This window comes from Devosia sp. P1_H9 (assembly GCF_056405135.1).
On the sequence record NZ_JBFUCQ010000012.1, the window covers coordinates 1 to 15,648 of the forward strand.

A 15,648-nucleotide genomic window follows, 5' to 3' on the forward strand; every position below is an offset into this window, starting at 1 on the left:
CCCCTCTGACGGGGGGATGGATGGGGGTGAGCGGAGCCACAATCGTGAGGCCGGGCAAGGCGTTGCGAGAATCTTGCGCCGATCTATCCCCCCGCTCCCCACCCATGCGATTCTCCCCCCATCCGCTGCACCGAAGCGAGATCATGACGAGTGGTTGGTGCGGGGGAGACCGGGTGGGCTGCGGGTCGCTGCAGTTCAGGCGGAAACCATCACGGCAAGGACCGGTTCGCCGGTCAAGCCGCTATCACGCGAGGGTTGCTCGATGCGGAGCTGCCCAAGGGACGAAGCCTGGCACGCATGAGCCGGGCGGGAGCAACGAAGGCGGTGCTGGCATTCCGGCCGCCTTCAGCGTTTCCCATCGTTCTCGCGATGCGGCAGGGGATGCGCCCCGGCCCTGGTGGCATAGGCCCAAAACCCCGGCCGGCCGGCGAGGCGTGAGCCTCATTCATCTGCGGACTACCGCTACGGGGCAAACGCCTCGCCGGTCCCGCTTCGTTCTGTCCGAGAGGGCAGAGTTCTTTGAAACCTCCGAAGCCGGTGGGCTGTCGGACCTGTTGGTGTGCCCTGGATGAGCACCACGCCCTCGAGGCCTAGTTGTCCCGCACCTTGTACGGTTTCTGGTCGCGCCAGAAGCGCATCAGGCTTTCGAGGTCGGGGTCGCCCTGCTCGGGCAGGACGATCCGCAGCGTGACGTACAGGTCGCCCGCGCCGTGGAGGCCCTTGCCCTTCAGCCGCAGCGCCTTGGCGGTATTGACCGAAGCCGGCAGGTTCAGTTCGGCAGAACCGTCGAGGGTCGGGACCCGGACCTTGCCGCCGAGCACCGCCTCGTAGAGCGTGATCGGCACGTCGACGCGCAGGTCCGCGCCATCGCGGCGGAACTGCTTGTGGCGCTCGAACTTCACCGTGACGATGGCGTCGCCGGGCGGGCCGCCCAGCGGCGAGGGATGGCCCTGGCCCTTGAGCCGGATCTGCTGGCCTTCCTCGACCTTTTCGGGGAGCTTGACGTTCAGCACCTTGCCGGTCGGCATGCGCAACGGCACGCTCCCTGCGGCATTGGCCTCCTCCAGCGTCACCGTTGCGGTGGCGTTGATGTCTTCGCCGCCCATGCCGGTGGTGCGGCCGGTATTGAAGCCGCCGCTCGAGGCGCCGGTGAAGGGGTCCCAGCTCTGGCTGCCGCCGGCGCCACGGGTCGGCCCGCGCTGCTGGCCACCGAAGCCCGACATGAATTCCTTGAGGATGTCCTCGGCTGAGAACCCGCTCGCTCCAGCACCGGCGCCGGGGCGGGCACCGCCACCGGTGCGGCCAAAGCCGCCAAAGCGCGGGTTGCCGTCAGCGTCGATCTCGCCGCGGTCATAGCTGGCGCGCTTGTCCTTGTCGGACAGGAAATCATAGGCGGACGAGACCTCGGCGAATTTCGCGTGGGCCTTGGGGTCGTCCTGGTTCTGATCGGGGTGATGCGCCTTGGCGAGCTTGCGATAGGCCGCCTTGAGGTCCTTCTCGGTGACGGACTTGGGCACCCCGAGCACGGTATACGGGTCGCGCATGGGTTCTTTCAATTCGAGCGGGTCGGGGATTTGCTTTCGCGCCCCGCGCCATCCTATATGGCCATGCGCTCCGGGCTTGTCCAGACTGGCGCGCGACGAGGGTAAAGCCATGCCTGCAACGACACTTACCGAGCGCCTGTTCGACGATTCCGATACCGCGCCGATCGACCCCTGCTCGCTGTTCGAGGAGTGGTTCGCGGCGGCGCAGGAGAGCGAACCGAACGATCCGCACGCCATGGCGCTGGCCAGCGTCGACGCGGACGGCATGCCGGACGTGCGCATGGTGCTGCTCAACCAGCGGGACGCGCGGGGCTTCTGCTTCTTCACCAATTTCGAAAGCGACAAGGGCCGCGAACTGCTGGCGCATCCGAAGGCCGCGTTCGTGATGCACTGGAAGACGCTGCGCCGGCAGATCCGGGTGCGCGGGCCGGTGGAGGTGGTGGCCGACAAGGAGGCCGACGCCTATTTCGCCACCCGAGCTCGGGTGAGTCAGATCGGCGCCCACGCGTCCAAGCAGTCTCGGCCGCTGGCCAACCGCTACGCGCTGCTGGAACGGGTCGAAACGCTGAACAAGAGCTTTCGCGAGGACGAGCCGGTGAACCGGCCGGCCCATTGGTCCGGCTTCCGGGTGATCCCGCAGGTGATGGAGTTCTGGAAGGACGGCGCCAACCGGCTGCACGACCGGGTGCGCTTTACCCGCGCCCTGCCCGACGGAGCCTGGAGCCGCCAGCGGCTCTATCCGTAACAATCGTTTACCGACGGATTGCCAGTTCTGCCGCGGCCTGCAAGATATCGGCGGGGCTCGGAGGCGCGGACGGGGATGCTGACTGATGGGACACTGGGCGAGGACGCCCAGCCCAGCCACGACGCCGTGGCTTTCACCGGCACCCGCTCGGAACTGTTCGGCAGGCTGCTGCGCGGCTACCTGCTGATGCTGCCGACGCTCGGCGTCTATCGGTTTTGGGTCACCACCACGAAGCGCCGCTTCTACTGGCAGAACACCGTCGTCGCCGGTGAGCCGCTCGAATATACCGGCAATGCGCGGCAGCTGCTGATCGGCTTCCTGTTCGCCGTCGCCTTCTTCCTCCCGATCTACGTCGCCTTCTTCGTATTCTCGACCCAGTCGGGCACCTTTGCACTGGTCGGCTACGGATGCGTTGCGGCGCTGCTCTGGTTGCTCACCGGCTATGCGCAATATCGCGGCCGCGATTTCCGGCTGTCACGCACGCTGTGGCGCGGCATCCGCTTCGACCAGAAGGGCAGCGCCTGGGGCTATGCCTGGCGGCGCTTCGGTTGGTCGCTGCTGGTGCTGGTCACACTTGGGCTGACCTACCCGCTGATGGTCGGCAACCTCTGGCGCTACCGCTACAACAACACCTGGTACGGCAATCGGCAGGTCACTTTCGCAGGCAGCTGGAGGACGATAGCCGGCCCGTTCTACCGCGCCTACGGCGTAGTGGCCGTGACCGTGGCGGCGGCGATCGGGCTCAATATCGCGGCACGCGGCGGCGGCGGATGGATCGGGATCAGCCTGCTCGCCGTTTTGCTGGTCGCCGGTCTCGTCTTCCCGTACTGGCGGTCGCGCGAGGCGAGCCGCATGCTCTCGGCCATCCGGCTCGGCGACGTCGCGGTCAGCGTCCACGTGCGGGCCCGCACATTGGTCGGGCAGTATACCGTATTCGGCGTCGCGCTATTCGGCGTGCTGGTTGCGCTGATGCTGGTTGGCACGATGCTGTTCATGCAGCTTTACCTCACCCACCAGATCGATCCGGTCGGCGACTTCCGCCAGCTGGCAATGTCGGGCTGGGCCGGGGCGACGCTGGTGATCGGCGGCTATCTCGTGGGCTTTGCCAGCTTCAGCCTCCTCGCCGAGACGATCCTCGATTTCGGCTACTGGAAGGCCGTGGCATCACGCGCCACGCTCAGCAATGTCGAGAGCCTCGCCGCGATCCGCGCCATCGACGAGGACCAGGCGCTGGTCGGCGAAGGCCTCGCCGATGCGCTCAATGTGGGGTCGTTCTGATGGAGCCCGTTGCCACCTATCACGACGGCCTCGTCGCCGCGACGCGCATCGTCACCTTCGCCATAACCCGGGCGCCCGAGCCGCCCGAAATGATCATCGCCGATATCGATACGCTGGACGAGATCGACAGCTGGCCGGTCGACGACATCTTCGAAGTGCCGTCGCGCAAAGGCGAGCTGCGGCTTGGCGCCACCGGGCGGCCCTATGGCGCGCGCCTGCGCCTCACCGGCAAAGGCTGGATCGACGCGACGCGGCAATTGCTGCCGGCGCTGAAGCGGCGGCAACGCGGCGAGACCGGCGAACAGCTGAAGATCATCGGCATCGCCACCGGGGCGCTGCTGTCCGTCATCGTCGCCTATGTGGTCGGCGTGCCTTTGCTGGCGAGCCGTATCGTGCCGCTGGTGCCGCCCGCCTGGGAGGCGCAACTGGGCGAGACGGCGCTCGAGCAGATCAACTCGCTGGTGAGCGAGAACGGCTCGGTGCAGCTCTGCGATGCCGATCCGGGCAGCCTCGCCAACCGCGCTATCGACAGCTTTGCGAGGGATGTGCTGGCCGGCACCGGCTCGCCGTTCACCCCCGACATCAAGGTGGTGCGATCGGCAATCCCCAACGCCTTCGCGCTACCGGGCGGGCACAGCTACTATTTCTCGGCGCTCCTGGCGGAGACGCAAAGCCCCGACGAGTTCGCCGGGGTGATGGCGCATGAACTCGGCCATGTGCTCCACCGGCACGGCCTCGAAGGCCTGATCGCCAGTTCCGCCACCGGCCTGCTGGTCGGCTTCGTGCTCGGCGACATGACCGGGCTCTCGGTCGCCGGCGGTCTCGGCGCGGCGCTGATCGACACACGGTTCTCGCGCGACGCGGAACGGCAGGCCGATGCCTTTGCCGGGGCGACGGGCGAGCGGCTGGGGTTCGACCCGACGGCGCTGGCGACACTGCTCGAACGGGTGGCCGCCGACGACGATACCGGCCGCATGCTGAGCGTCTTCAGCTCGCACCCGCTGACGGCCGAACGGCACGCCGCGCTGGAGGCGATGCCGCAGCCGCCGGCCGGCCGGCAGGTGTTCAGCCCCGACGAATGGGCGGCGATCAAGGCGATGTGCGGGCCACCGCAGCCTGGCTCCTAACAGCTTTATTCGGCGAGGCTTTGCATGAAGCGGCCTGCCGTGCTTATCCCTTAGCTCAACTGCATTTCCGGCCGGCACGATGCGCATACTCATCCGCACCTCGAAATGGGCGATCTGGGCCCGGCGCTTCGGCAGCCTGGCGCTGCCGCTCACGATCATCCCGATACTGCTGCACCGTGAGCAGATGATCAGCAGTGCCGACTTCGCCGTCATCGAGGCGGTGGCGGCAGCGGTCGCGGCGCTGGCGGTGTTCCTCGCGCTCGGCGCATTCGGGCGGCTGTGGCTCACCGGCGACCGGGGTTGGAGCAAGGGGGGCTGGGGCCTGTTCTTCGGCATCCTCTGCCTCCTCCCCTTCGCCTATCTCGGCTACGAGGCGACGCGCTTTCCGATGGTCAACGAGGTGACCACCGATGTCACCGACCCGTTGCCGCTGGTCTCGCCGGTGCGTGTCGCGCCGACCAGCACGGCACTGCGCGAGCTGATCGCGACGACCTTCCCCAACGTGCAGACCCGCACCTACCCGATCGAAGCCACCGAGATGTTCACCATCGTCGACGACCTCGTCGAGGCGCGTGGCTGGGACGTGCGGACCCGGCGCGCGCCACCGACCGCGCTCGACATCGGCCAGATCAACGCTATCGCGGTGACGCTGTTCGGCTGGCGCGACGAGGTGGCGATCCGGGTGACCGGCACGGCGCAGGGTTCGACCATCGACATGCGCTCGGTGCCGCTCAGCGGCTTCCACGATTTCGGCGAGAACGGCAAGCGGATCGAGGAATTCCTGCTGGCGCTCGACGAGAAGATCACCCTGACGCTGCGCGATGCCCCGCAGGCTGCGACGGCGCCGGATGTCGAAGCCTCCCCGCCGCCGCCCGCCGGCGGGGAACCGGAGTAAGACCGCTCAGGTCCGCGACGGAAAGATCGTCGTGCCGAATACGCCGTAAGTCGCGCCGATCAGCCCGCGGTCGGCCAGGTATTCGACATGCGCCTTCAGCGTCATCAACGCCGCTCCGCGCAGCGGCAGCGGCAGCTTGGGATAGATCGGGGCCAGCAACTCGCTCACCTTGCGCGCTCCGCCCTCGACCGCGGCGAGCACCTGCCGGTTGCGCTCCTGCCGATGTGCCAGCAATGCCCTGGCATAGGCCGGACCGTCCTCGATCACCCCGCCATGCGCCGGCAGGTAGTGGGCGTAGCCGAGCCCGACCACCCGTTCGAGCGCGTGCAGGTAATCGGCCATCGAGCCGTCCGGCACCGAGACCAGCGTCGAGTTCCAGCCCATGACGTGATCGCCGGTCAGCAGCCACGGCGTGCCGACGAGGCCGAAAGCCAGGTGGTTGGCGCAATGGCCGGGGGTCTTGATCACCTCGAGCGCGACGCCGCCGAGATTGAGCTGGTCGCCATCCCGCAGCACCCGGTCGGGCTCCAGTGCCCAGTCGCTTTCGCGATCCACGGCGTTGATCTCGAACAGCCGCGGCGCGCGACTCAGCCGGTGCCTGCCGCCGAACCACACCGGCGCGCCGGTCGCCGCCTTGAGCTTGGGCACCAGCGCCGAATGGTCGCGATGGGTGTGCGTGAGGACGATCGCCTCGACCTTGCGCTCGCCGATCGCTCGCAACAGCGCCTCGAGATGCGCCTTGTCGTCGGGGCCGGGATCGATCACCGCGAGGCTGTCGGTACCGACGAGGAAGCCGTTGGTGCCCTTGAACGTATAGGGTCCGGCATTGGGTGCCGTGATGCGAGCGAGACCCGGAGCCACCGGCACCGCACGCCCGGTTTCCGGGTCGAACGCGGTGTTGAACTGCAGTGCGGGGGGTGGGGCGGCCATTGCGCTCTCCCAAGCGAGCGACTAGAAATCGGGCTAGAAATGCTCCTCAGGATGAAGGATTGGCAATGGCCTTGACGCTCACCACGCCGAACACCGTTCTCGGCGTGCTCTCGCCCAAGTCGCAGTCGGCCCGCCTCGCGGCAAATCTGGTCACCGTGGTGCTCGGATCGCTGGTGCTGGCGCTGTCGGCCAAGATCAGCGTGCCGGTCATGCCGATCCCGGTGACGCTCCAGACTCTCGCGGTCGCGGCGCTTGCCGCCGGCTTCGGCTGGCGCATCGGCGTTGCCACCGTGGCCCTCTACATTGTCCAGGGCCTCTCGGGCCTGCCGGTCTTTGCCACCGGCGGCGGCCTCGACTACGTCATGCGCCCGTCCTTCGGCTTCATCCTCGGCTACCTGCCGATGGCCTACATCATCGGCCGCGCGGCGGATCTCGGCGCTTCGGGCCGCATCGTGCTGCTGTTTGGCGCCATGGTCCTCGGCGACGCGGTGCTGTTCGCCTTTGGCTTCACCTGGCTGCTGGTTGTCGCCAACGTTATCGTCCAGTCCGGGGCAGCGCTGCCGACCTGGCTCGATGCGACCAACCTGATCGGCACGGCCTGGAACGGGGCCGTGGCGCCGTTCATCGTCTGGGATCTGCTGAAGATGGCCTTTGCGGCGCTCAGCGTCGTCAGCATCTGGAAGCTGCTGCCCAAGCAGGCCTGATCGCCCTGCTACGAAATGCGAAGGGCCGGTCGAAGGACCGGCCCTTTTCGTTGGTTTGGTCGCCTGCACGAATGACGCGGTCCTTTCGAACCGCGCCATTCGGGGCAGGAACAGGGTCTAGTTGGTGAACACTGCCAGCGAACCGTCGGCCGCAACGCCGATAGCGATGACGTCCTCGGCCTCGGCATTGTTGGCCTCGAGCCAGGCATCGAGCGCGACATTGCCCGAAACGGCGGCCTGCAGATCTTCTATCTCGCCGGCGTTGTCGGTCAGCGCCAGGTCGAGCGCCGCCGCGTTGTCGGCGTTGATCCAGCCGCTCACGTCATAGGCGGTAGCGTTGACGTCGGTGAGGCCGGAGAGGCTGAGATCGGTCCAGTTGCTGGTTTCGATCAGTCCGATCACCACCCTGAGCTCGTCATCGGATGTTAAGGACGCAGCCGCCGAGGCGTTGGCGGTGAGGCCCCCTGCCGTGCTATCGGTAGAATTGACGGCATTGATGCCGACATTGGCGTCGGCGCCGAGGCCGAGCGACAGGCCGGTGCCTTCGCCGGCCGAAACGTCGCCGCCGAGCGAAGCGCCTACGCTGAGATCGAGCGCCAGACTGGGCGTGGAGAGGATGCAGAGGCAGACAAGCGCTGCGGCGAGGGGTTGAGTTTTCACGATGATGGCTCCTTTGCCGTTAGTGCGAGTCGGAGTCTGGGGGATTCGGCCTGACACCCGGATGAGATCGTTGTCAGGCAACGGTCAGGGTCGCGAAGCTATTCTGTCGCCCATGCTCCCCATCCGACCGAATCATCGGCTGCTGCTGGCACTGGTATGTGCCGCCGGCCTGCTGTTCAGCCCCGCCGCCATGGCGCAGGGGCTCGGCCTCGATCTGGGCGGCCTCGGGAGTGTCGACGTGGATGTCGGCGGCGATAGCGGACTCGATGTCGATGTGGACCTGGGCGGTGAAGGCGGGCTGGGCCTCGACCTCGATCTCGGCGGTTCCGGCGAGGGTGGGCTCGATCTGTCGCTTGGATCCTCCGGCGCGACACCGCTGGGTCAGGACTCGGCGCTCGAAGCGGTGCGCAACCACCGTGCGCTGCCGCTCGAGGACATCATGCTGCGTGCGAGGCTATTGACTGATGGCGAGATCATCGACGCGCAACTGGTCTCGGTGCAGGATATCCTGCTCTATGAGATCAAGGTCCTGGGCAAGGCTGGTGACGTGAGCGAACTCTACTTCTATGCTCGCTCCGGGTTGCCCGTGGAGACGAACTGAGCATCACATGCGGGTTCTGGTCGCCGAAGACGATCGACGGATCGCCGAAGCTCTCGCCGCCGCCTTGCAGGCGGCCGGTTTCGTTGCTGAGATCGAAACCGACGGCGAAGAGATCTGGTACCGCGGCGACACCGAAGAATTCGACGCTATCGTCCTCGACCTCGGCTTGCCGACGCTCGACGGCCTCACCATCCTGAAGCGCTGGCGCAAGGCCGGCCGTACCGGACCGGTGCTGATCCTCACCGCCCGCGGCCACTGGGAAGAGCGGGTGGAAGGCATCGAGGCCGGCGCCGACGATTATGTGGTGAAACCGTTCCGCGTCGAAGAGGTGGTGGCCCGCATCCGCGCCATTGTCCGCCGCTCCGGTGGCTTTGCCTCCTCGCGCGTCGAGATCGAGGACCTGGTGCTCGATACCCGGACCATGCAGGTGACCCGGGACGGCATCCCGATCAGCCTCAGCCCGCAGGAATACCGGTTGTTCGCCTACCTGGCGCACCAGCGCGGCCGCGTGGTGTCGCAGATGGAGATCACCGAGCACCTCTACGCGCAGGATTTCGAGCGCGAATCCAACTCGATCGAAGTGCTGGTCGGCCGCGTGCGGCGACGGCTCGGCAGCGATATCATCAAGACCCGACGGGGCTTCGGCTACTATCTGGGGGCGCTTGAGGAATGAACCCCCGCTCGCTGCGCCTGAGGCTGCTCGGCGGCGCGGCATTGTGGATCGTCCTGGCGCTGGTGATCGCCGGGCTGGGCATCGGCTGGATGTTCACCGCCAATGTCGAGCGCTCGATGCGCGACGGGCTCACCGCCAGCCTCAACCGGCTGGTGGCCCAGATCGACCCGGCTGCCACGGACCCGGTGCCCCCCAATGCGCTGCCCGACCCGCGCTACGGCACGCCGTTTTCAGGCGTCTACTGGCAGGTCGAGGCGATCGCCTCGGGCGAGACATGGCGCTCGCGCTCGTTGTGGGACCACATGCTCGATACCAGCGGCGCCACCGCCCCGGGTGGCGCCGAGCGCTTCGGCACGCTGGCCGGACCGAGCGAGCAGTCGCTTTCCGGCATGGTGCGCGAGGTCAGCTTTGCGTACGATGCCGGCACCAAGCTGTTCCGGGTCACGCTGGCCGAAGACCGGGCGGTGCTCGACGAGTCGATCCGCCGCTTCGGCGGCGACCTGATGCGGGCGCTGGCGGTGCTCGGCGTGGCGCTGATCCTCGCAGCGTGGCTGCAGGTTCAGCTCGGCTTGAAGCCGCTTGAGAGTCTTCGCGAAGGCATCGGCGCGGTGCGTCGCGGCGAGACCCAGACGCTGCCGCCCCGCTACCCGGCCGAGGTGCTGCCGCTGGTCGGCGAGGTCAACGAACTGTTGGCGCAGCAGCGCAAATCGATGGAGTTCGCCCGAGCCCGCGCCGCCGATCTGGCGCATGGATTGAAGACGCCGCTGTCGGTGCTGCGCAATCTCGCCGCCGATATGCAAAGCACCGGTCACGCCGAGGCGGGGGCGCAGGTGGATGAGATCGTCGGCGAGATGGACGACCGGGTCGAGTACCAGTTGCGGCTGTCCCGGCTGAGAATGCGCACCCGGGCACACCAGCTCAGCGCCTCGCTGAACGAGGCCGTGACCCGCACCGTGGCCGTGCTTGGCCGCACGCATGAAGGCGAAGTGCTGGACTGGCAGCTCGCCCTGGCGCCGGACCTCAAGGTCGATATCGACCGCCATGACCTCCTCGAGCTGGTCGGGGTGATCCTCGAGAACGCTGCCAAGTGGGGCAAGTCGCTGGTGCGGGTCGAAACCCGGTCCGATGGCGAGTTCGCGGACCTCACGATTGCCGATGATGGGCCCGGCCTCCCCGAGGATCAGATCGCCCAACTCGGCGTGCGCGGCCAGCGCCATGACGAGAGCCGGCGCGGCTCCGGCCTCGGCCTCGCCATCGCGCTCGAAGTGGTCGCACTGAACTCCGGCACCGTGCAGTTTTCGCGCGCCGCAGAGGGCGGATTGCAGGCGACAGTACGGCTGCCGCTGGCCCAGGCGGCTCTTGGTTAGCCCAAGCTTAACCCTGTCGTTCAAAGTCGCCGGTCTTTGGAACGAAGCCGTGAGCCTTTTCGCGTAGACAACTACGGGTCGGCCGAATGCCGGCAGCTCTTCTGGCCGCACAGCGAGGAATTCGTGCTCCGGCGTACACAAACGGTCGCTCTCAAGGATGACAGCGAAGTCAAAGAGGCCCTCCGCCCTGAACTGCCGCGAACCGCGGCACTCAAGGCCGACCCACAGGTGCTGGACAAAGTGCTGGCCGAAGTTACCTGGACACCGCCGCCGACCCAGACGGAACGCCGCAACCTCGATGCGTGGCGCTCCGAGGCGCTGCAGACGGTGGTCACCAATACCGATCGCCGCAAGGGTGGTGACCGTCGCCAATCCGCCCCGCCGCCGCAGAATCTCGGCTGGCGCTGGAAGATCCCGCCCTCCCGCATTGCGCTGCTCGCCGTGGCGCTGATTGCCGGCGGGCTGGCCGCCTACCTCACCACGCAGTCGAGCCAGCCGGTGACGCAGACCGTCGTCCAGCCGGTGACCGAAGTCGTGCAGGAGCCGCGGCTGCAGGTCCTCGCCGCCAAGACCGGCATCGGCCTCGGCCAGCGGCTGACGCCGGAATCGGTCGAGTGGATCGATTGGCCCGAGGGCGCGGTCCGTACCGAGTACATCACCGCGGCGGCGATGCCCGATGCGATGACCCAGATGAACGGCGCGGTGGCCCGATTCGAGTTCTTCCCCGGCGAGCCGATCCGCGCCGACAAGCTGGCACAGCCGGGCGACGGCTACCTCTCCGCGGTGCTCGACAGCGGTACGCGCGGCGTCTCGGTGGTGATTTCCGCCTCGTCCGCCTCGGGCGGCTTCATCGTCCCCAATGACCGGGTCGACGTGGTGCTGACGCGCAGCAGCGAACTCGGCCAGGTCTCGGACACGATCCTGCGCAACGTGCGGGTGCTGGCGATCAACACCCGGCTCGGCGAGACGGGCACCACGGGTGCGCCGACGGATCCCGAGAACCCGCGCGCCGAGATCTTCGCCAACGAGGCGACCGCGACATTGCAGCTCGATAGCGCGCAGGCCGAGGTGATCATCAATGCCACCGGCGCGGGCAAGCTGTCGCTGGTGTTGCGGCCGATCGTCGATGCCGCCGAAGCGGTTCCCGCCGCCGAGCGGAGCACCAACCAGGCGATCCGCATGTCGAGCCCGTTCTGGGCCAAATGACCGGTTTGGGCGCCCCTATGAAGGTGCCAAACCGTACCGCCGTTAAATCGCCGTTGACCCGGCTTTGCTAGAACTTGCCGGGTTGCTTGAGAACGTTAGCACGATGCACGAACTGAACAGAAACCGGGACAATGGCAGAACGCTGCTGTCCCAGGGACTTAGGTGGGCGCTGCGACTGGCGATGCTGGTCGGCGCGCTGTTGGTCGGGGGTTTGGCCCCGGCGCTGGCGCAGACCGTCAACTACGATCTCAAGACCACATCGGTGATGCGGATCAAGCTGCCGGTGTCGCAGGCGGTGACCGTCACCATCTCCGATCCGGTGTTCAAGATCGTCTCGGCCGACCCACTGATCGCCGACGCACAGCCGATCACCGACAAGTCGCTCTATCTGGTCGGCAAGGGCTTTGGCACCACCACGGTGAACCTGTTCTCCGCCGAAGGCGCCCCGGTCGGGCTGCTGGCGGTGGAAGTCGGTGTCGATACCGCCGACATCGCGCGCTCGATCCACTCGGCGCTGCCGAACTCCAACGTCAAGGTCAGCAGCGTCAATGGCCGCGTGCGGCTCGGCGGCACGGTCACCGACTCGGTCACCATGCAGAAGGTGCTCGACATCGTCGCGCAGTACGGCAGCCCGGCGGTGATCAATACCATGACGCTGAGCGGCGGCCAGCAGGTCAATCTCGAGGTCCGCATCCTCGAAGCGCAGCGCGACGCCGGCCGTGAACTCGGCATCCAGTGGGGCGGCAATGTCGGGGGCGTCGACGCCACCATCGGCGGCGGCCCGGCCAACCCGGTGAGCAGTTCCTTCGCGTCCTTCGTCACCAGCATCATTGCCTCGGGCGGCATCAACCTGACGGCGACCATCAATGCGCTCGAGGGCAAGGCGCTGGTGCGCACGCTGGCAGAGCCGAACCTGACGACCCTCTCGGGCGTGAGTGCCAGCTTCCTCGCCGGCGGCCAGGTGCCGATCCGGGTGGTGGACGAGAGCGGCAATGCCGCGCTCAGCTATCGCGACTTCGGTGTGCGGCTGGTGTTCCAGCCCACGGTGCTCGATGACGACCGCATCCAGATCCACCTGACGCCTGAAGTCAGTGGCATCAACGGCTTCACCTCGTCCGGCGACCCGGTGTTCAACACCCGCAACCTCGACGCAACGGTGGAGCTGCGCGACGGCCAGAGCTTTTCGGTCGCGGGCCTGTTGCAGGCCAATACCGAACTCAACCAGAACCAGCTGCCGTGGCTGGGTGACGTGCCGATCCTCGGCTCGCTGTTCAAGTCCTCGAGCTTCCAGAAGCACGACACCGAAATGGTGGTGATCGTCACGCCGCGCCTGGTGCAGCCGACTACGCCCGGCCAGGTCGTTGCAACCCCGCTCGAGGCGACGCAGCCGGCCAACGACCTCGAGTTCTTCGCCCTCGGGAAGATGGAAGTGACGCCCAAGATGCTGAAGAACTTCCAGACCGGCGACGGCGTCGCGGGCCCCTATGGATACATCATCGACCTGGGGAGCGGCACTTGAACGGGCACGCCATGCGTACCGCCGCCGCGATTGCGCTCCTCGCCGCGCTGGGCGGCTGCACCTACGATTACATGCAGCGCACCGACCGGGTGGGCTACAGCGCCGGCGATGCGGTGAAAGCGAACCTCGCGCAGCAGACCACCAATCCCAGCAAGCGCTCGATGTACTCGACCAAGGGCCTGGGCAAGGACGGCGCGATCGTCACATCCCCCGCTGCACCGGCGGAATAGACGCCCTCCACCGCCGTTGTTCCCGCGAAAGCAGGGCACTCCGCCAGTGTTTCAAACGCTCGATCGCCTTAGGCGCGGCTCTCGGCCGCTGCCCGCGACAGGATCTGGATGTTGTTGGCAACCACCAGATTGTCCGGGTCGAGCTTCTGCGCCTTGCGGAAGTTCTTCATCGCCTCGCTGAGGTTGCCGCGCAGCATGTAGGAATAGCCCACATTGTTGAAGTACTGCGCCGTGCCGCCCGACATCTGGTAGAGCGAGGCATAGACCCGGTCGGACAGGTCGAAGCGGCCGAGCCGGTCATACGACGCGCTGAGCCCGACATAGCCCTCGGCATTGTTCGGCGTCAGCTCCACGGCCCGCTTGTAGAAGGCAGCCGAGTAGCCGAAATTGCTGTTGCGGAAATGGGCCTTGGCCTCGCGCAGCGCGCCATCGGCCGTATAGGTCTCGATATTGGAGATCTCGGCGACCGCCAGCTTGTTGCTGCCGAAGGTGCTGAGGCCGGCCGAACTGCAGCCGCTCAGCGGCAGCGCCACGAGCGCCGCGGCCAACAGCCCATACCGCAAACGCCTGCCAAAGCAGCTAACCATCCCTCAATGCCCCCATCGAGAGGCCCGCGCGCACGCGTGCCTTGACCTAAGTGACAGAACGCTAGGGCGCGCTTGGATACCGCTTGGTAAATATGCGCATGGCCAGTGCGGTTACGCTTAATGGCGGGTTACCGGCGGCCGTTACGAACCGATCGACGTTGCATCATGGGGCCCGAGGTTCCATCTCTGTCGACAGATTCACCGCTCAGGTTACGACGATGAACCCCTTCCACCAGATCCTCGGCAACAACCTCGTTGCCAACATCACCAACTTCACCGTCTGGTTCGCGCTGACCTTCTGGGTCTTTCTCGAAACCAAGTCGGTATTCGCCACCGGCATGATCGCCGGCGTCTACCTGGTGCTGACGGCGGGGTTCGGCTTCTGGTTCGGCAGCATCGTCGACCACAATCCCAAGAAGCTGGCGATGCTCGGCTCGAGCGTCGTCTCGCTGGTCTTTTATGCAGTGTCGCTGGCGCTGCTGCTGTTGGTACCGCAGGAGGCGTTCACCGACCCCTATGGCTGGCAGCTATGGGTATTCGTGGCGCTGATCATGTTGGGCGTCATCGCCGGCAATATCCGCAGTATCGCGTTGCCAACGCTGGTGACGATCCTCATCCCCGAGGACCGGCGTGACAAGGCTAACGGCCTCGTCGGCATGGTGAGCGGCATCGGCTTTCTCACCACCTCGGTAATATCAGGCTTCCTCGTCGCCTGGGGCGGCATGCTGGCGGTGCTGGTCCTGGCCCTGGCGCTCACGGTGCTGGCCTACGCCCACCTGGTCTTCGTCAGCATTGACGAAAAACGAGTGGAGCCCGTGGCCGGCGAGCCGGCCGAACCCAAGCGTGTCGATATCCGCGGCACCATCCGGCTGATCGCCGCGGTGCCAGGGCTGTTCGCGCTGATCCTGTTTGCCTGCTTCAACAATTTCCTCGCTGGCATCTTCATGGCCCTGCTCGATGCCTACGGGCTGTCGCTGGTCTCGGTCGAGACGTGGGGTCTGCTGTTCGGCGTGCTCTCCACCGCCTTCATCATCAGCGGCATCGTCATCGCGAGGACCGGTCTGGGCAAGCAGCCGCTGCGCACGCTCCTCTTGGTCAACGTCATCACCTGGGCGGCGTGCAGTGTGTTCACCCTCCAGTCCTCGATCTGGCTGCTCGGCGCCGGCATGTTCATCTGGATGCTGCTCAGCCCCTATGCCGAGGCGGCGGAGCACACGACGCTGCAGAAGGTCGTGCCGGTGGAGCGCCAGGGCCGGGTGTTCGGCTTCGCCCAGTCGGTCGAACTCGCGGCATCGCCCCTCACCGCCTTCCTGATCGGGCCGCTGACGCAGTTCTTCTTCATCCCGCTGATGACCGATGGCGCCGGCGCCGACCTGATCGGCAGCTGGTTCGGCACCGGGCCGGAACGCGGCATCGCTCTCGTCTTCACCCTCGCCGGCCTCCTCGGCGTCGTGGTGACGATCATCGCCTTCAACTCGAAATACTACCGCCAACTCTCAGCCGCATACGCCGCCGGCCCCGATGACGACGACACCGCCGGCGGCCTACCGGAAGCCGGGCCGGCCTAAAGCCGGAGGGCCGC

The 15,648-nt window shown here is 66.8% G+C and carries 16 protein-coding genes; 12 read left to right on the plus strand and 4 right to left on the minus strand.

Annotation, left to right across the window (positions count from 1 at the left end; genetic code table 11):
• Positions 1–590: 590 nt before the first annotated feature.
• A complete protein-coding gene (locus AC1DYL_RS19260) occupies positions 591–1,544 on the minus strand; it encodes a DnaJ C-terminal domain-containing protein (RefSeq protein ID WP_477174405.1) in 954 nt (317 codons plus the stop codon).
• Between the two features lie 109 nt (positions 1,545–1,653).
• Here AC1DYL_RS19260 and pdxH point away from each other — a divergent pair, with 109 nt between their 5' ends.
• The 4 genes from pdxH to AC1DYL_RS19280 all read left to right on the plus strand — a co-directional run bounded on the left by pdxH (position 1,654) and on the right by AC1DYL_RS19280 (position 5,589).
• Positions 1,654–2,289, plus strand: a complete 636-nt coding sequence (gene pdxH / locus AC1DYL_RS19265; protein ID WP_477151738.1) for a pyridoxamine 5'-phosphate oxidase — start codon at positions 1,654–1,656, stop codon at positions 2,287–2,289.
• A gap of 75 nt (positions 2,290–2,364) precedes the next feature.
• The gene (locus tag AC1DYL_RS19270) at positions 2,365–3,567 is read left to right on the plus strand and encodes a DUF898 family protein (protein WP_477174406.1); all 1,203 of its coding nucleotides are present in this window, start codon (positions 2,365–2,367) and stop codon (positions 3,565–3,567) included.
• A complete protein-coding gene (locus AC1DYL_RS19275) occupies positions 3,567–4,694 on the plus strand; it encodes a M48 family metallopeptidase (RefSeq protein WP_477174407.1) in 1,128 nt (375 codons plus the stop codon). Before AC1DYL_RS19270 ends, AC1DYL_RS19275 begins: the two co-directional genes overlap by 1 nt.
• A gap of 79 nt (positions 4,695–4,773) precedes the next feature.
• Positions 4,774–5,589, plus strand: a complete 816-nt coding sequence (locus AC1DYL_RS19280; RefSeq protein WP_477174408.1) for a DUF1499 domain-containing protein — start codon at positions 4,774–4,776, stop codon at positions 5,587–5,589.
• A gap of 6 nt (positions 5,590–5,595) precedes the next feature.
• Here the strand turns inward: AC1DYL_RS19280 and AC1DYL_RS19285 are convergent, their stop codons facing one another.
• Positions 5,596–6,519 (minus strand): MBL fold metallo-hydrolase, encoded by a 924-nt coding sequence (locus AC1DYL_RS19285; RefSeq protein WP_477174409.1) that lies wholly within the window; start codon positions 6,517–6,519, stop codon positions 5,596–5,598.
• Between the two features lie 65 nt (positions 6,520–6,584).
• On the opposite strand from AC1DYL_RS19285, the gene AC1DYL_RS19290 reads away from it, so the two are divergent.
• Entirely contained in the window at positions 6,585–7,223 is a 639-nt protein-coding gene (locus AC1DYL_RS19290; protein ID WP_477174410.1) for a biotin transporter BioY, read from the plus strand.
• A 117-nt stretch (positions 7,224–7,340) separates the two neighbouring features.
• On the opposite strand, the gene AC1DYL_RS19295 is transcribed toward AC1DYL_RS19290, so the two are convergent.
• Positions 7,341–7,883, minus strand: coding sequence for a hypothetical protein (locus AC1DYL_RS19295; RefSeq protein ID WP_477174411.1), 543 nt, complete (start codon positions 7,881–7,883; stop codon positions 7,341–7,343).
• Positions 7,884–7,953: 70 nt separating this feature from the next.
• Here AC1DYL_RS19295 and AC1DYL_RS19300 point away from each other — a divergent pair, with 70 nt between their 5' ends.
• The 6 genes from AC1DYL_RS19300 to AC1DYL_RS19325 all read left to right on the plus strand — a co-directional run bounded on the left by AC1DYL_RS19300 (position 7,954) and on the right by AC1DYL_RS19325 (position 13,479).
• Entirely contained in the window at positions 7,954–8,484 is a 531-nt protein-coding gene (locus tag AC1DYL_RS19300) for a PepSY domain-containing protein (RefSeq protein WP_477174412.1), read from the plus strand.
• A 7-nt stretch (positions 8,485–8,491) separates the two neighbouring features.
• Positions 8,492–9,157 carry a response regulator transcription factor gene (locus AC1DYL_RS19305; protein ID WP_477151746.1) on the plus strand — a complete coding sequence of 222 codons (666 nt, stop codon included), beginning with the start codon at positions 8,492–8,494 and terminating at the stop codon, positions 9,155–9,157.
• On the plus strand, positions 9,154–10,524 hold the full coding sequence (locus AC1DYL_RS19310) for a sensor histidine kinase (protein ID WP_477174413.1): 1,371 nt from the start codon (positions 9,154–9,156) through the stop codon (positions 10,522–10,524). Before AC1DYL_RS19305 ends, AC1DYL_RS19310 begins: the two co-directional genes overlap by 4 nt.
• A 123-nt stretch (positions 10,525–10,647) precedes the next feature.
• Positions 10,648–11,730, plus strand: coding sequence for a Flp pilus assembly protein CpaB (gene cpaB, locus AC1DYL_RS19315; RefSeq protein WP_477174414.1), 1,083 nt, complete (start codon positions 10,648–10,650; stop codon positions 11,728–11,730).
• A 103-nt stretch (positions 11,731–11,833) separates the two neighbouring features.
• On the plus strand, positions 11,834–13,249 hold the full coding sequence (locus tag AC1DYL_RS19320) for a type II and III secretion system protein family protein (RefSeq protein ID WP_477174415.1): 1,416 nt from the start codon (positions 11,834–11,836) through the stop codon (positions 13,247–13,249).
• Between the two features lie 11 nt (positions 13,250–13,260).
• Positions 13,261–13,479, plus strand: a complete 219-nt coding sequence (locus tag AC1DYL_RS19325; protein WP_477157459.1) for a hypothetical protein — start codon at positions 13,261–13,263, stop codon at positions 13,477–13,479.
• A 68-nt stretch (positions 13,480–13,547) separates the two neighbouring features.
• Here AC1DYL_RS19325 and AC1DYL_RS19330 read toward each other — a convergent pair whose 3' ends face one another.
• Complete coding sequence (locus AC1DYL_RS19330) at positions 13,548–14,027, minus strand: tetratricopeptide repeat protein (RefSeq protein ID WP_477151751.1); 480 nt, start codon at positions 14,025–14,027, stop codon at positions 13,548–13,550.
• A 257-nt stretch (positions 14,028–14,284) separates the two neighbouring features.
• On the opposite strand from AC1DYL_RS19330, the gene AC1DYL_RS19335 reads away from it, so the two are divergent.
• Entirely contained in the window at positions 14,285–15,634 is a 1,350-nt protein-coding gene (locus AC1DYL_RS19335) for an MFS transporter (RefSeq protein WP_477174416.1), read from the plus strand.
• Positions 15,635–15,648: the final 14 nt, after the last annotated feature.

Coding starts and splice junctions, on each gene's coding strand:
- AC1DYL_RS19280 (WP_477174408.1), top strand. CDS start 4,774: ATGCGCATACTCATCCGCACCTCGAAATGGGCGATCTGGGCCCGGCGC.
- pdxH (WP_477151738.1), top strand. CDS start 1,654: ATGCCTGCAACGACACTTACCGAGCGCCTGTTCGACGATTCCGATACC.
- AC1DYL_RS19310 (WP_477174413.1), top strand. CDS start 9,154: ATGAACCCCCGCTCGCTGCGCCTGAGGCTGCTCGGCGGCGCGGCATTG.
- AC1DYL_RS19270 (WP_477174406.1), top strand. CDS start 2,365: ATGCTGACTGATGGGACACTGGGCGAGGACGCCCAGCCCAGCCACGAC.
- AC1DYL_RS19325 (WP_477157459.1), top strand. CDS start 13,261: ATGCGTACCGCCGCCGCGATTGCGCTCCTCGCCGCGCTGGGCGGCTGC.
- AC1DYL_RS19320 (WP_477174415.1), top strand. CDS start 11,834: ATGCACGAACTGAACAGAAACCGGGACAATGGCAGAACGCTGCTGTCC.
- AC1DYL_RS19285 (WP_477174409.1), bottom strand. CDS start 6,519: ATGGCCGCCCCACCCCCCGCACTGCAGTTCAACACCGCGTTCGACCCG.
- AC1DYL_RS19305 (WP_477151746.1), top strand. CDS start 8,492: ATGCGGGTTCTGGTCGCCGAAGACGATCGACGGATCGCCGAAGCTCTC.
- AC1DYL_RS19275 (WP_477174407.1), top strand. CDS start 3,567: ATGGAGCCCGTTGCCACCTATCACGACGGCCTCGTCGCCGCGACGCGC.
- AC1DYL_RS19335 (WP_477174416.1), top strand. CDS start 14,285: ATGAACCCCTTCCACCAGATCCTCGGCAACAACCTCGTTGCCAACATC.
- AC1DYL_RS19260 (WP_477174405.1), bottom strand. CDS start 1,544: ATGCGCGACCCGTATACCGTGCTCGGGGTGCCCAAGTCCGTCACCGAG.
- AC1DYL_RS19290 (WP_477174410.1), top strand. CDS start 6,585: ATGGCCTTGACGCTCACCACGCCGAACACCGTTCTCGGCGTGCTCTCG.